This is a genomic window from Mucilaginibacter dorajii (assembly GCF_024808255.1).
In the GTDB taxonomy this organism is placed as follows: Bacteria; Bacteroidota; Bacteroidia; order Sphingobacteriales; family Sphingobacteriaceae; genus Mucilaginibacter; species Mucilaginibacter dorajii.
Map to the genome: position 1 here is coordinate 80381 of NZ_JANTYS010000023.1, position 16027 is coordinate 96407.

Sequence of the window (16027 nt, forward strand, 5' to 3'; positions counted from 1 at the left end):
GAGCAATACATCAGCAGAATACGACGCCGTAATTAATAACTGTAAGGGCCTTTTTATGAAAAAGACCCGCGACTATGGTACCGCCTGGCGCATCCTTAGGCCGCAATCCATCACCGACCAGATTTTTATTAAAGCGCAACGCATCCGCACGCTCGAAGAAAAAAAGGTATCTAAAGTTGGCGACGATGTTACCGGCGAATATGTTGGTATAGTGAATTATTGCGTTATAGCCATGATGCAGCTGGATAGCACCGCCGATACGCCTACCGAGCTTGCCGTTAATCACGTTGAAAAAATGTTTGACGAAAAGGTATTGGAAACCAAGGAACTGATGTTTGCCAAAAATCATGATTACGGCGAGGCCTGGCGCGATATGCGGGTAAGCTCGTTAACAGACCTGATACTGATGAAGCTGTTGCGTGTAAAACAAATTGAAGATAACAAAGGCTTAACCGAAGCATCAGAAGGGGTAAAAGCCAACTACCAGGACATGCTCAATTACTCGGTATTTGCACTTATAAAATTAGGATACTAATATGAAAAACGGCCTCATTTGGTTTTGCAGAATAGCGGTAGGCTTGTTATTTATATTTTCGGGCCTAATAAAAGCCAACGACCCGCTGGGCTTCTCTTATAAACTGGAAGAATACTTCGAGGTTTTTCATATTACATTTTTAAACAACCTGGCACTTACGTCGGCCATTTTACTTTGCGCGCTTGAAATGTTGCTGGGTTTTGCCCTGCTTATTGGCGTGCGCGCTGTAAAAGTTGCGTGGGGCCTGCTGCTGCTTATTATATTTTTTGGCTTTTTAACTTTTTACTCAGCCTTTTTCAAAGTGGTGCAAACCTGTGGTTGTTTTGGCGATGCAATTCCGCTTACGCCATGGCAATCATTTAGTAAGGATATGGTACTGCTGGTTTTAGTGGCCGTATTGTTTGTAAACCGCAAAGCTATTAAACCATTATTCAGTGCCAAAACAGGTGATAAATGGCTGATTGGTGCCGCCGTATTTTCGGTAGGGTTTGGGTTATTTACCTATAACTTTATGCCTTTTGTTGATTTTTTACCTTACAAGATAGGGGCCAATATTGCCGAAGAAATGAAAACGCCGCCGGGCGCGCCACAGGATGTTTTCGAACTTACCTATCATCTTAAAAATAAAAAAACAGGTGCTACCAAGGTAATGAACGATAAGGATTACCTGAGCACTAATATTTGGAAGGATACCAATTGGGAAGTAGTTGGCGACCCGGAAAATAAGCTGATCAAAAAAGGCTTTGAACCCAAAATTCGCGACCTGGCCATCCAGGATGCGCAGCGGAACGATTATACCAAGGAACTGCTTTCAAGCCCGTATTACAGCCTTATCATTGTAGCTTACGATCTGGATAAAACCAACGATGACGCTATAAACCGATTAAATGCATTGGCCATAAACGCTACGCAAAATTTTAATATCCGTACCATATTGCTTACTTCAAATGCTGCCCCAAGTGCCGAGGCATTTGCCAAAGCGCATAAACTGGTAAGCGAAATTTTTTATGCCGATGGCGTACCCCTTAAAACCATGATCCGCTCAAACCCGGGACTGATACTGTTAAGGAATGGTGTTATCATAAATAAATGGCATTACCACTCGGCACCTAAGTACGATGACCTGGTTAAAAAATATTTTCAGCAGCAATAAATTGCTTAATTTTAATTTATGAAGATCACCCGGCTGGAATTAAAAAATTTTAAGCGTTTTGACGATTTAACCATCGATATGACGTCATTGGCGCAACCAGCTAAATTGGTGTTGCTGATTGGTACAAATGGGTCTGGGAAATCTTCGGTGTTTGATGCATTGGAAGCAATTAATAAACATTCAAAGCATACTACTATTAGTAGAACTGAATTGAGTTATTATAAAAAAGATATAAATAAAAACTATGAGATTGAGTTTACTAACTCATTAAATAAGGTTTACTCACTTGTATCTGGTAATTACGATGGCGTTAATTTAGGTAACTCATTTTATGGTAGAACAAGTATTAGACAGGTTCCAAAATTAACGAGAACTTCTTTAGGGCAGAGTCAGTTCTCGTTTGAGAATGACTCTGATAGACCTAAGTCATTCATTGATCGTGATAATCGCTTTGAAAATGACATAGAAAAGGTAACATCTTCAATTTTAACAGATGTATTCAAGGGCAATAGTTCTACTGAAGAAATAAAAGAAAGTTACATATCTCCTATTAATAAAGCTCTTGAAAATATCTTTGTTTTAGATGAAACTATTGGAATTAAATTAGTCTCAATTAAACCTCCGTTAGATGGGAATATATCGGAAATCCTATTTAAAAAAGGGACGTCGGAAATTCCATATGATTATCTGAGCAGCGGTGAAAAGGAAATCTTTAATATTCTGCTTAACCTTCTTGTTCGTAAAGAATATTTCCAAGATACTATATACTTTTTAGACGAGATAGACCTGCATCTAAATACCCAGCTTCAAAAAAATCTGCTTAAAGAAATCACGGAAAACTGGATTCCTGATAGTTGTCAACTTTGGACAGCCAGTCATTCGTTAGGTTTTATTGAATATGCCAATGAAGCTGAACACGCCTCCATTATTGACCTGGATAATTTGAACTTTGATTTACCGCAGGTTATCCATCCATCACCCAAAAAGAATTTCGATATTTTTGAGATAGCCGTAAGCAAGGAGTTTTTGGCCAACCTCTTTCAAGGTAAACGCATAATTTTCTCCGAAAATACAGATACGCCTTTGTATAATAATCTAAGTGTCGAAAACACGATATTTTTTAATGCGGTAGATAAGTTAGACGTTTTTTATAAAACAAAAAATAATCCATCATATGATGGATTAGCTGATAGGGATTACTTGTCAGATGAGGAACGGACAGAGATCATGGGGCTTTATCCTAATTTTTATCTACTTCACTATTATTCCATAGAAAACTATCTTTTTCATCCAGACAACCTTGATGGATATTACAAAGCGCTAAATAAAGCTTTTAATAAAGAAAGTTACAAGGCCTCAATTAAAGCCGAAGGGTTGGCTGTTAGGGATAAAATTATACTTGGTTTGGCCGGCGCAAGAGGCGGTTACCCTTTTTATAAAGAGAATGCTTATGCCCCAAAACTGAAAGCTTTTAGAGCTAACTCAGAAGCCGTATTGGCAATGTTTGACAGCAATGATTTTGATACCTTTTACAAGGTTTTTCCCGCTAAAGATTATGGTACCGAAATAAAAGAACGTCAAAACTTAAATCCAGCAGATTTGGCTCAAACGCAATGGTTTAAAGCGAAAATCAAAGAGGTATTGGTAAAATGATCAGCTACCTCATCCGCAAGTTATTTTACGGCTTAGCAGTTATGCTGGGCGTGGTGTTGGTGGTTTTTTTTCTGTTTAATATTTTACCAGTCGATCCCGCCCGGATGACGCAGGGGCAACGCGCCGATGTACAATCGTTACAGGCAGTGCGTAAAGAGTTTGGGTTGGATAAACCCGTAACTACTCAGTTTGCTTATTACCTCAATGATCTTTCGCCCATAGGCATCCACCTGAATACAGCCGAAGAACGGCAACGGTATAATTATGCAAAACTATTCGCGGTTAGTGATGCCAAGGTTATCGCTATAAAGTGGCCTTACCTGCGTCGCTCCTATCAAACCCGTAAGGATGTGGCCAGCCTGCTGTTGGAGGTGATTCCTAATACATTGGTGTTAGCCACAACGGCCATGATCTTTGCCATTGTTATCGGTGTGTTTTTGGGCGTGGTAAGTGCTGTAAATAAAGATACCTGGATTGATAAACTGGCTATCGGCTTTTCTACACTGGGTATTTCGGCTCCCTCATTTTTCGCAGGCATCATTATCGCCTGGATCTTTGGTTTTGAGCTGAGTAAATACACCGGCCTCAATATGTCTGGCAGTTTATACAGTTACGATCCTTTTAAAGGTGAGGTCATCGATATCAAAAACCTCATCTTGCCCATGATTACCCTTGGCTTGCGCCCGTTGGCCATTATTGTGCAGCTTACCCGCAATGCCATGTTGGATGTGTTGGGGCAGGATTATATCCGTACCGCTAAAGCCAAGGGATTAAGTAATAGTGCCATCATCTATCGCCATGCGCTTAAGAATGCCTTGAACCCGGTAATTACCGCTATTGCCAACTGGTTTGCCTCGCTGCTTGCCGGATCATTCTTTGTAGAGTACATTTTTGGCTACAACGGCCTGGGCAAAGCCACGGTTGATGCGCTGGAAATGTCTGACTTCCCGGTGGTGATGGGCTCCATACTTTTCATCGCGTTTATTTTTGTGGTGATCAGTATTTTGGTGGATATTATTTATGTTTGGATAGATCCAAGAGTGAAGTTGAGTTAATTGAGGAGCAAGGATTTTTGGACAAAGGAGCAAGGACTTTTGGAGGTGGCGGACTATTAGACTTGTGGACAAAGGACGAAAACAATTAAAAGCCTAAAGCTTTTTGCTTAATAAAAATGTTATGAAGTACTTTTTAGTCGGGTTTATGGGCTGTGGTAAAACCACGTGGAGCCGTAAGCTGGCTGCCAAATTAGGCTATGAATTTATTGATCTTGACCACGCACTTGAAGAGCAGATGGGCATGAGCATTGCCGAATATTTTTCGAGTTTTGGCGAGGATGCCTTTCGCAAACTGGAATCGGATGTGTTGAAACAAACTAAATATCCCGAAAACGTGGTGGTATCCACAGGCGGTGGTTTACCCTGTTTTTTCGACCATATGGAATGGATGAACAGCAACGGTAAAACGCTTTACATTAAACTATCGCCAAAAACACTGGCCGATAGGCTGGAGAACAGCAAAACCATACGCCCTGTATTGCAAGGCAAAAAAGGCGATGAGCTTGTTGAGTTTATCACCGGTAAACTGGCCGAGCGTGAAAGCTTTTACCTGCAGGCTCATCACCATGTTGATGGCATCGATATGTCGGTGGAGAAGCTGGAGGGGGCAATTAACAGTGCAGGGTAGAATAAGCGTAATTTATTTTTCAACGTAGAGACGCCCGATTTGCAAGCAGGAGCAGGAACCGCATGTAATGCGCCTCTACATAAAAAACTTTAAAAAAGGTATACTGAATTTTATAAACCTGATCGTTTACCATGCACCGCATCGAAGTAAAACATCTTTTTAAACCTTTGGATGATGAGCTGATAGCATTGCTTGAATCCCTGACGCCCGAAGATTGGGATAAACAAACCGTTGCCAAAGCCTGGAAAGTTAAAGATGTAGTTGCGCACTTGTTAGATGGCAACATCCGCCTGCTCTCCCTTCAGCGCGACAGGTATTTTGGTGAACAACTACCCGCCATTAATGCCTATCAGGATCTTGTGGACTGGCTTAATAAACTTAATGGAGACTGGGTTGCGGCTGCAAAAAGGATTAGTCCGGGTGTGTTGATCTTGTTATTAAAAGCAACTGCCGATCTTTGTACTGCTTATTATGAAGCATTAAACCCGGATGATACAGCCATCTTCGCGGTTAGCTGGGCTGGCGAAGAGGAAAGCCTGAACTGGATGCACCTTGCCCGCGAATACACCGAAAGGTGGCATCACCAACAACAGATCAGGGAAGCAACCGGCCGGGATGGCGTCATGACAAGGGAATATTATTACCCTGTTATCGATACGTTTTTCAGGGCCCTGCCTTTTACTTTTAAAAATGTGGAAGCCGCAACGGGTACAATCATCAAAATTACTATTACTACCGATATTGGAGGTAACTGGTATCTGCAAAAACAAAGCGATGGCTGGCAGCTGGTATCTAAGACACCTACATATCAGTTTGATGCTACTGTAAGCATCCCGCCGCAAATTTCATGGAAACTGTTTTCAAAAAGCATCCGCCCGGATGAGATCATTAGCCAGGTAATAATAACCGGTGATACAAACCTGGCCGGGCAGGTGCTTCATATGGTTTCGGTGATGGCTTAGGCCTCGTCTTTGGTGTTGCGTACGAGGCTAATTCCCGTAAAGAAAAACAATAATGATATAATACCAACTACAACTAAGGTAGTGGTTTGGCCGTGGTGATTGATGATATCAACCCCTGTGTAAATTAAGCCAATGATACCCAACACGGTAAGTATGGCTCCGAAAGTGCGTTTTAAGTTCATGATAACGGTTGCTGTTTTATAAAGCATTTGTATAAAAACAAATAACACTCCAAATATTTGTCTACATTTATTTAAATAAACAAATCACCTTATGACCGGACAAATCATCACTTTTATTATTGTATTTATTTTATTGGTAATTGTCTTTTCCTCGTTTGTGTCTGTAAAACAGGGCACAATAGTGGTAATTACCGTATTTGGCAAGTACCGCCGCATTCTTACACCGGGGCTTAACTTTAAGCTGCCATTTATTGAAAACATCTATTCTAAAATATCCATCCAGAACCGCTCTGTCGAACTGGAGTTTCAGGCCGTAACGTTTGACCAGGCCAATGTATATTTTAAAGCCATGCTGCTGTACTCGGTATTGGATCAGCAGGAAGAAACCATTAAAAACGTAGCCTTTAAGTTTGTGGACGAGCGTAACCTGATGCAGGCCCTGATCCGTACGGTTGAAGGTTCTATTCGCGCGTTTGTTGCTACCAAGCGCCAAAGCGAGGTATTGATTTTACGCCGCGATATTGTAGAGCACGTAAAAGAGCAATTGGATGTGATACTGGAAGGCTGGGGTTACCACCTGCAGGACCTGCAATTGAATGATATCACTTTTGACGATGTGATCATGAAATCAATGAGCCAGGTTGTGGCATCAAACAACCTGAAAGCCGCCGCCGAAAACGAGGGCCAGGCTTTATTGATCACCAAAACCAAAGCGGCCGAGGCCGAAGGTAATGCCATCAAAATTTCGGCCCAGGCCGAGCGTGAAGCTGCACAGTTACGTGGCCAGGGTATTGCTTTGTTCCGCGAGGAAGTTGCACGTGGTATGACAGTGGCTGCCAAAGAAATGGCCGGTGCCAATATGGATACCTCGGTAATCCTGTTTACCATGTGGACAGAATCTATCAAACACTTCTCTGAAAACTCAAAAGGGAACGTGATTTTCCTTGATGGGTCAACCGATCAGATGCAACACACGTTAAAAGAAATGATGGCTTTAAACCTTTTACATACCGACAACGTCAAAAAGTAAAATGTTTAACCCCTGATTAATGGAAATAAAATTGCTGAAGTGGATTGGCGTAACAGCCTTGTGTTTAATAACCTTTGGCGCGAAAGCGCAGCAATACCAGCAGTATCACCAACTAACTGCTAATGATTTTTGGGGCACGCCGCGGGCAAATGCCGGCGGCGTTGTTGCCTATACCAATTGCACTATCGATTTTAAATACCAGGCCAGTAACCGAAACGGCTATTACCTTATTAATGCCACGGTAAACCTGTTATTAAATAACAACAAATCATGGCTGGATAGAAGCCGTGTAACCTCACAGGCCCAGCTTGCCGAGATCCTGAAGCACGAGCAAGGCCATTACCTGATAGCTTACCTGGAGCAACAGGAACTTTTACGCCAGATAAGTAAAACCCGCTTTAGCTACAACTACAAATACGAGGCGATGGAACTGTTTAACCGCATCGACGCCAAATACAAACAACTCAACAGCGATTACGACGAGGATACCCAACACATGACCAACCGCCAGCAACAACGCAGTTGGGATCTTTATTTTAAGAAAAGACTGGAGTTTGAGCCCGAGGGGTAGGCAGCCTCACCTAAACAGCGAAGCTTTCATGGGGGCCAAAAGAGCAAATTAGAATACAATTAAAGTCCTCTCCAAAAGGGCTACCGTGTGTACACATCTTTTTTATTAAAGAAAAATGTCATTTCGATAGAGCAGTGGGGCAAAAAGCGAGGGGCGAAAGAGAAATCTTCGACGCCCTGCATGGCCGAATGTCCGCTTTTACAAGATTTCTCCTTACCTCCTGAGCGCAATCCCCCGCAGGTTCGTTCGAAATGACAACGTTTTTGTTTAGTGATAAGATTCTAAAAGATGTGTACACACAGTAGTCCCAAAGGAGAGTACTTTAATTTGCGTGTGGCTTTTATTTCATTCAAAAAACTCCCTTTAGGGACTGGGGGCTTCACCTACCAGATCTTTACCCTTTTATCGGGTGCCAGCCACATTCTATCGCCCTTTTTAATATGGAAGGCTTCATAAAACTCGGGCACATCGCTAAACGGGCCGTTTACCCGTAAAAAGCCGGGAGCGTGTACGTCGGTTAAAATTTGATTGGCCAACGCTTCATCACGTTCCTGGCCAAGCCAGCCTATGGCGTAGCCTAAAAAGAAACGCTGCATTGGGGTTAAGCCATTGATAGGTTTACCATCTTTGTATTGTTTGGTCTTTTTAAAAGCGTCGATCCCTAAAACTATACCACCTAAATCGGCAATGTTTTCGCCTAAGGTAGCTTTGCCGTTTACATGCAGGCTATCTAATACCACATAGCTGCTAAACTGATCGGCAAGCATATTGGCACGTTTTGTAAATTTAACCGAGTCCGTTGGTGTCCACCAGGTTTTGAGGTTGCCTTTGGCATCAAACAGGCGACCTTCGTCGTCAAACCCGTGAGTAATTTCGTGGCCGATGGTTGACGCGGCTACATAACCATAAGCTACGGCATCGTCTATCTCGCTATCCTTAACACCCGGTATGGTAAACTGTGCAGCCGGTAAAGTGATCTCATTATTTGACGGGCTGTAGCTGGCGTTATAGGTTTGCGGTGTCATTCCCCATTCGGTATGGTCAACCGGTTTACCCAGTTTATTGATATTAACCATGTAAGCCCAATGCCTTGCCCGCATTACGTTACCAGCATATGATTCGCGATCCATGAGCAGGGTCGAAAAATCTTTCCATTTATCAGGATAGCCAACTTTAGGGTGGATGCCATTCAACTTCACCAAAGCTTTTTGCTTCGTTTCGGGGCTCATCCAGTCCAGTTTGGCAATATGCTCGCGGTAAGCCTGGCGAATAGCTTCCACCATATCGGTGTAGCGTTGTTTAGCTGTAACCGGGAAGTATTCTTTCACAAATAAAAAGCCCAGGGCCTCACCCATTAAACCGTTCTCAGTATCCAATACCCTTTTCCAGCGTGGCAACTGTTCTTTACGGCCCGAGATCACTTTGCCGCTAAAGCGGAAGCTTTCGGCATCGGCAGCATTATTTAAATACGATGCATATGATGATATCAGCTTCCAACGCAAGTAGGCTTTCCAATCGCTGGCCGGGAAGGTTTTTAACGCGGTATTTAAAGCCCTGTAATATTCTGGCTGACCTACAATTACCGAATCAACCGACTTTAATTCCAGTGATCTGAAAACCGTGTTCCAGTTAATATCAGGCGTAAGCGCGTTCAATTGCGCTATGGTCATTTTATGGTAGTTGGCATACGGGTCGCGCAGCTTTTCCAGCTTGCGGCTGCTATCGGCCAAAAACTTCTCTATTTTATAAACGCTTTCGGCACCGGCCTTTGCCTGGTCATCGTTATAGCCCGAAATTTTGAGCATAGCGGGCAGGTGATTGGTGGTATAATCTGTACGGATTTTGGTAGTGCGGGCATCCGTTTTAAAATAATAGTCGCGGTTGGGTAAGCCTAAACCGGCCTGGCCTAACTGCAGCATCATTTTTGAACTGTTTTTGGCATCCTGCCCTACACGGCTGCCAATCATATTACGGGTGCCGGTGGTTGTTAAAACAGCGGCGGCATTCAGCACGCCGTTAATATCGTTTGCCTCGTCTATCAAAGCCAATTGTTCTTTTAAAGGATCGATGCCACGCTTTTCGATATTCACAGTATCCAATCCGGTAAAATAAAAATCGCCTATTTTTTGCGTTATAGTACCTTTAGACGCATTGGCCGCCAAGGCATCCTCATTGATCTTTTTGAGCCTGTCGCGCAGTTCTTCAGATACCACATTACCAATACCCCAGCTTGAATAGGCTGCCGGGATAGGGTTCCGTTTTAGCCAGCCGCCATTGGCGTACTTGAAAAAATCAGTCCCCGGGCTTACTGATGTATCCAGGTTATTAAAAACCGGATCGTTAGGTACGGCTATATATGCGTTTAATGCCACAGCGGTTAAAGCAAGGCCGCCTAAAATAAATTTCTGGTAATGTTTTATCATAATAACTCGTTTGCATCAAATTTAATTAAAAAACAAACGCCTTATTAAAAGGCGTTTGTAACATAGGGGATAGGAAGTAAGCTGCGGGAACGTAAAAAGCACCATTGCGAGTATTTAAATCCAGGGACTCTGAAAGTGGGTATGACGTAAAAGTTTGTCATCCTGAGGAACGAAGGATCTTCTTCGCCCTGCTAATTGCAGACTTTTCTAACGAAGAAGATCCTTCACTACGTTCAGGATGACAAACGTTTTTTACAAAACGCCACAGGCAGGCACGAAGCAATCCCCAACTTTGCAGAACGGCTCTGTAGAAGGGGGATTGCTTCGTCGTTCCTCCTCGCAATGACACAAGTTTTATTGCACTGACTGGCTTTACCAAATCTTCACCCTCTTATCCGGGTCAAGCCACATCTTATCTCCCTTTTTAATATGAAAAGCTTCGTAAAACTCCGGCACATCGGTAAATGGGCCGTTTACGCGCATGAAGCCGGGAGCGTGTTCATTGGTCAGGATCTGGCTTGACAGGGCCTCCTGCCTGTCCTGCCCAAGCCAGCCTAAGGCATAGCCCAAAAAGTAACGTTGCAATGGGGTAAAGCCATTAATTGATTTGCCTTCTTTGTATTGATCTGTCTTTTTAAAAGCATCCAGGCCAATCACTATCCCGCCCAAATCGGCTATATTCTCGCCCTGGGTGGCTTTGCCATTTACATGCAGGCCGTAAATGGTATAACCGTTAAACTGATCTATCAGCATTTTGGCACGCTGGCCAAACTTAACCGAATCCTGTGGCTGCCACCAGGCTTTCAGATTTCCTTTGGCATCAAACTGGCGACCTTCATCATCAAAGCCATGGGTCATTTCGTGGCCGATGGTTGACGCAGCTGCATAGCCATATATTACGGCGTCATCAATATCCTCGTCCTTAAAACCAGGGATGGTGAAAATACCCGCGGGTAGTACAATTTCATTATTTGATGGATTGTAGTAAGCGTTATAGGTTTGCGGTGTCATTCCCCATTCTGTACGGTCAACAGGTTTGCCTAATTTAGATGCGTTGAATTTATGCCACCAGTTGTTGGCGCGCATCACGTTTAAAGCATACGGCCCGCGGTCAATCTCCAGTGTCGAAAAATCTTTCCATTTATCCGGATACCCAACTTTAGGCATTACCTTGCTTAGTTTATAAAAAGCCTTCTCTTTAGTTTGCTGACTCATCCAGTCCAGTTTTTCAATATGCTCTTTAAAGGTCTCGCGCATGGTTTCTACCAGTTTCACGTAGCGTTCCTTTGTTTTCTCGGGAAAGTATTCTTTTACAAATATTTGCCCCAGCACCTCGCCCATTAAACCGTTTTCAGTATCCAATACCCGTTTCCAACGGGGCAGTTGTTCTTTATTACCTTCCAACACGGTGCCATAAAAACGGAATAGCTCCTGGTCGAATGGTTTGCTCAGGTACGATCCGAATGACGACACCAGGTTTTTACGCAGGTAATTTTTCCAATCATCAATACTATAAACATGCAAGGCTTTATTGAGGGCACGGTAATATTCCGGCTGGCCAACAATAACCGTGTCCGCGTTTTTATAATCCATTTTTTCAAATGTTGCTTTCCAGTCAACATCGGGTGCCAGTTTACTTAAGCCGGCAATGGTCATTTTATTGTAGTTATGATATGGGTCGCGCAGGTCTTCCAGTTTACGGCTACTATCGGCCAAAAACACCTCCAGGGCATAAACTTTTTTAGCAGCGGCATTGGCAGCATCAGATGGCAGTCCTCCTAACTTAAAAATAGCGGGTAAGTGTTTTTGCTGATAATCTGTACGGATGGCTACACTATGCGCGTCGGTATTAAAATAATAATCGCGGTTGGGCAGCCCAATGCCCGATTGCCCCAACTGCAGCAATTGCTTATCACTGTTTTTGGCATCCTGCCCAACGTAAGTACCTAATGGCGTGGTTACGCCAATACCATCCAGGTGTGTAAAGGCCTCAACCAGGCTTTTAATATCTTTAATATCATCTATCCTTTTTAGCTCATCCTTTAAAGGTGCCAGGCCTTGTTTTTCTATATCCACGGTATCCATGCCGCTGTAATAAAAATCGCCTATCTTTTGGGTGTTGCTGCCTTTGGGTGCATCGGCCTTAAGCGCGTCCTCATTGATCTTTTTCATTTTGTCGCGTAGCTCTTCCTGCACTACGTTGCCTATTCCCCAGGCGGAGTAGGCCGCCGGTATCGGATTTTTTTTGAGCCAGGTGCCGTTGGCATATTTAAAGAAGTCGTCGCCAGGTTTTACGCTGGTATCTATGTTTTTAATTACCGGGTCGTTATCGGCATAAAGTCTTGTGTTGTCTTTACAGGATGTAACTAAAGTGATCCCTAATGCAGCGGTCAATGCCAGCGACGAAAGTTTTTTAATCATAAAATTATTTTAGTGTCTTTTAAAAAATACATCGATTGTATGGAATAATAGATTTTAGGACAGTAGATTATTTAAAATGGACAGCTTTTAATAGATACCCTGAAAAAAACCAGCCAGCGAAACATCAAAATAATAACAAACTTTTCGGAGTGTATCTAAGCGGATATCAATTTTTCCAGACTCCAGCCGGGCAATATTGATGTTGGTTTCGCAAAAAAACTTCTCCTGTGTAACCTGGTTCTGGCGGCGCAAATTTTTTATCTGTAAGGCAATTTTCTTTTTAAAGGCCTCGTCAGAATTGCTAAGATATTCAAAATCAGTAAGTAGCATAGTTCAATAAGATTAATTTTTACATTGATCTTTGATAGGGGCTTCAAAAACAATTAGCAATCCGGATTTAAATTTCGTTAAAAAATATGGGTAATAACAATGTGTAATTAAACTATTTTAATTGTCAAAAGTTTATTGTCCATCAATTGTTGGCAGCAAATTTGTTTAAACATACTCGCCCTGCATACGATCTGTGAAAAAAATTAAAATCACCTACCTGTGAAAAACTTTTTTTGAATTCTCAGACGCCCAAGTTGAGATTTTTTGTTCTTTGTTTTGGGTTTAATCAATAGTTTAAATTAATTAGGGGAAAGGGAGCTTCCAAAAAGGCTCTCTTTTTTTGTTTACATTTTTTTGCTATGCATGCATAGCTTTTTGTACATTTAGGCTTTTATCATACTATGCAATTTGAATTTACAGAAGAGCAGCTGATGATTAAACAGGCTGCCCGTGATTTTGCCCAAACAGAATTAAAGCCCGGTGTAATTGAACGCGATGAGCACCAGAAATTCCCGGCCGAACAGATCAAAAAATTAGGAGAACTTGGCTTTTTGGGGATGATGGTAGCCCCCCAATATGGCGGCAGCGGTATGGATGCCATATCATACGTATTGGCTATTGAAGAGATTGCCAAGGTAGATGCCTCGGCAGCGGTTATCTTATCGGTAAACAATTCCTTGATCTGTAATGGGCTCGAAAAATTTGGCACTGACGCACAGAAAGAAAAATACCTGGTTCCCTTAGCCAAAGGTGAACACATCGGCGCGTTTTGCCTGTCGGAACCCGAAGCCGGCTCCGATGCCACATCGCAGCATACCACAGCCATTGATATGGGCGATCATTACCTGCTTAATGGCACCAAAAACTGGATCACTAATGGCGGCACAGCATCTACCTACATTGTAATGGCTCAAACCGATACCGCCAAAAAACACGATGGTATCAATGCCCTCATTATTGAAAAAGGGATGGAAGGTTTTACCATTGGCGCCAAAGAAAATAAAATGGGTGTACGCGGTTCAGATACACACTCCATTATGTTCAGCGATGTTAAGGTACCCAAAGAAAACCGGATAGGCGATGAGGGTTTCGGGTTTAAGTTTGCCATGAAATTGCTGGAAGGCGGCCGCATTGGCATTGCCGCCCAGGCTTTGGGCATTGCATCCGGCGCGTATGAGCTTGCCCTGCAATACTCCAAAGAGCGTAAAGCCTTTGGCAAAACCCTGGCCGATTTGCAGGCCATTCAGTTTAAACTGGCCGATATGGCTACCGAAATTGAAGCCGCGCGGTTAATGTGCCTTAAAGCGGCCTGGTTAAAAGATCATGGGCAACCCTACGCCCAGGCCAGCTCCATGGCTAAACTCTTTGCATCTGATGTGGCTATGCGGGTTACGGTGGAAGCGGTGCAGATACATGGCGGCTACGGCTATGTGAAGGAATACCATGTGGAACGCCTGATGCGCGACGCCAAAATAACCCAGATCTATGAGGGTACGTCAGAAATTCAGCGGATTGTCATTTCGCGCGAAGTGTTGAAATAACGACCTGATTTTTATACTTTTGAAAGTATATTAAATTAGTAGACTATTTTTCATTCAACATGAATTTCAAATCCATCATAACCACTATTTCGTGCGCTGTTTTTTTGCAGGCAGCATCGGCACAAACCAAACTTAAAACGGGCACCTGGCGGGGGGCTTTAACAACCAAATCGGGCACCGAAATCCCTTTTAACTTTGATGTAAAGGATACAGCCGGCAAACAGCAGCTTGCCATTATTAATGGTGCCGAGCGTTTTAAGGTTACAGATATTACCACTCAGGGCGATTCGGTTTTCATTCATATGCCGCTTTTTAATTCGGAATTTAAACTGAAACTTACCGGCGATAAATTAGCAGGAGCATGGGTAAAGCATTTGGCTAACCAGGATGTGTTAACCCCTTTTACCGCCGAACCTAATATCGCCTGGCGTTTTTTTAAAAACCCCGAAAAAGCTACTTTTAATGTAAGGGGCAGATGGTCGGCCATTATTGGCGAAGGCGCGGGGGCCGACACCACTGTTGGCGAATTTAAACAGGTTAGTGCAAAACTTACGGGTACCTTTTTAACCACCACCGGCGATTACCGCTATCTTGAAGGTATTGTTACCGGCGATAAACTCTATTTATCCTGCTTTGATGGTGGCCATGCCTATACTTTTACCGCTACAGTTAAAGATGGTAAAACCATTACCGATGGTAAGTTTTATGCAGGTTATTCAAGCATGCAATCATGGACTGCCGTAAAAGACGCAAACGCCAAATTGCCCGATGCTTATTCATTAACGGCCTTGAAACCCGGCTTTAAAAAGATAGATTTTTCTTTTAAAGATATCAATGGCAATACGGTGTCCCTACAGGATGCCCGGTATAAAAACAAGGTAGTTATTGTACAGATCCTTGGCTCGTGGTGCCCTAACTGTATGGATGAAACTGCCTATATGGTAAATTACTATAAAAAATACCAGGCCAAAGGTGTTGAGGTTGTTGGTTTGGCTTACGAACGTACCAACGATTTCGCCAAATCTCAAAAAGCATTATTACAGGTTAAAAACCGCTTTAATGTGCCCTACCCGTTGCTGATAACCGGTTACACCAGCGATAAAGCCGAAACCAGCAAAAGCCTGCCCATGCTTTCAAAAGTAGTGGGTTTCCCTACCACCATCATTATTGACAAAAGCGGCGATGTACGCAAAATTCACACCGGCTTTAGCGGACCAGGTACCGGTGAGTATTACACCGAGTTTACCAACGAGTTTGAAAAGTTGACGGATGATTTGCTGGCTGAAAAGCCGGAGGTTGTGAAGGGGAAATAAAAGGAAATACTCTCAAATAAACTGCTTCATTACATCGGGCCTACCCCTGACGTTTTCGAAAAAATGTTTGTCATCCTGAGGAACGAAGGATCTTCTTCGCCCTGCTCATCGCAAACTTTTATAGTGAAGAAGATTCTTCGTTCCTGCCAATGACACATATCTTAATGTATTGATTTTAAACCAATTGCATATTGTGTTTTTTAGCTAACCTTTTTAACGAAGCCAGTTCC

14 protein-coding genes are annotated in these 16027 nt (G+C 43.0%); 10 read left to right on the forward strand and 4 right to left on the reverse strand.

Annotated elements, in window-relative coordinates; translation table 11 throughout:
- Positions 1-55: 55 nt before the first annotated feature.
- From FHS10_RS23875 to FHS10_RS23900, 6 genes are all read left to right on the forward strand, one after another.
- Positions 56-535 (forward strand): DUF1599 domain-containing protein, encoded by a 480-nt coding sequence (locus FHS10_RS23875; RefSeq protein WP_259095939.1) that lies wholly within the window; start codon positions 56-58, stop codon positions 533-535.
- 1 nt (position 536) lies between these two features.
- Entirely contained in the window at positions 537-1688 is a 1152-nt protein-coding gene (locus tag FHS10_RS23880) for a BT_3928 family protein (protein WP_259095941.1), read from the forward strand.
- An 18-nt stretch (positions 1689-1706) separates the two neighbouring features.
- Positions 1707-3341: an AAA family ATPase gene (locus tag FHS10_RS23885; RefSeq protein WP_259095943.1), complete on the forward strand. Its 1635-nt coding sequence runs from the start codon at positions 1707-1709 to the stop codon at positions 3339-3341.
- On the forward strand, positions 3338-4396 hold the full coding sequence (locus FHS10_RS23890; RefSeq protein ID WP_259095945.1) for an ABC transporter permease: 1059 nt from the start codon (positions 3338-3340) through the stop codon (positions 4394-4396). Before FHS10_RS23885 ends, FHS10_RS23890 begins: the two co-directional genes overlap by 4 nt.
- Before the next feature lie 121 nt (positions 4397-4517).
- A complete protein-coding gene (locus tag FHS10_RS23895) occupies positions 4518-5024 on the forward strand; it encodes a shikimate kinase (RefSeq protein ID WP_259095947.1) in 507 nt (168 codons plus the stop codon).
- Positions 5025-5155: 131 nt separating this feature from the next.
- Positions 5156-5986, forward strand: coding sequence for a maleylpyruvate isomerase N-terminal domain-containing protein (locus FHS10_RS23900; RefSeq protein ID WP_259095948.1), 831 nt, complete (start codon positions 5156-5158; stop codon positions 5984-5986).
- On the opposite strand, the gene FHS10_RS23905 is transcribed toward FHS10_RS23900, so the two are convergent.
- Positions 5983-6168 (reverse strand): hypothetical protein, encoded by a 186-nt coding sequence (locus FHS10_RS23905; RefSeq protein WP_259095950.1) that lies wholly within the window; start codon positions 6166-6168, stop codon positions 5983-5985. The two genes, FHS10_RS23900 and FHS10_RS23905, sit on opposite strands and share 4 nt — an antisense overlap.
- Before the next feature lie 91 nt (positions 6169-6259).
- Here FHS10_RS23905 and FHS10_RS23910 point away from each other — a divergent pair, with 91 nt between their 5' ends.
- Positions 6260-7198 (forward strand): SPFH domain-containing protein, encoded by a 939-nt coding sequence (locus FHS10_RS23910; protein ID WP_259095952.1) that lies wholly within the window; start codon positions 6260-6262, stop codon positions 7196-7198.
- Between the two features lie 19 nt (positions 7199-7217).
- Entirely contained in the window at positions 7218-7769 is a 552-nt protein-coding gene (locus FHS10_RS23915; protein ID WP_259095953.1) for a DUF922 domain-containing protein, read from the forward strand.
- Between the two features lie 383 nt (positions 7770-8152).
- On the opposite strand, the gene FHS10_RS23920 is transcribed toward FHS10_RS23915, so the two are convergent.
- From FHS10_RS23920 to FHS10_RS23930, 3 genes are all read right to left on the reverse strand, one after another.
- Positions 8153-10192, reverse strand: a complete 2040-nt coding sequence (locus tag FHS10_RS23920; RefSeq protein WP_259095955.1) for a M13 family metallopeptidase — start codon at positions 10190-10192, stop codon at positions 8153-8155.
- A 372-nt stretch (positions 10193-10564) separates the two neighbouring features.
- Positions 10565-12613 carry a M13 family metallopeptidase gene (locus FHS10_RS23925; RefSeq protein ID WP_259095957.1) on the reverse strand — a complete coding sequence of 683 codons (2049 nt, stop codon included), beginning with the start codon at positions 12611-12613 and terminating at the stop codon, positions 10565-10567.
- Positions 12614-12700: 87 nt separating this feature from the next.
- Positions 12701-12943 carry a helix-turn-helix domain-containing protein gene (locus FHS10_RS23930; protein ID WP_259095959.1) on the reverse strand — a complete coding sequence of 81 codons (243 nt, stop codon included), beginning with the start codon at positions 12941-12943 and terminating at the stop codon, positions 12701-12703.
- Positions 12944-13344: 401 nt separating this feature from the next.
- Between FHS10_RS23930 and FHS10_RS23935 the strand changes: the two genes are divergently transcribed.
- Positions 13345-14484, forward strand: a complete 1140-nt coding sequence (locus FHS10_RS23935; RefSeq protein WP_259095961.1) for an acyl-CoA dehydrogenase — start codon at positions 13345-13347, stop codon at positions 14482-14484.
- A 59-nt stretch (positions 14485-14543) separates the two neighbouring features.
- A complete protein-coding gene (locus tag FHS10_RS23940) occupies positions 14544-15797 on the forward strand; it encodes a peroxiredoxin family protein (RefSeq protein ID WP_259095963.1) in 1254 nt (417 codons plus the stop codon).
- Positions 15798-16027 lie beyond the last annotated feature (230 nt).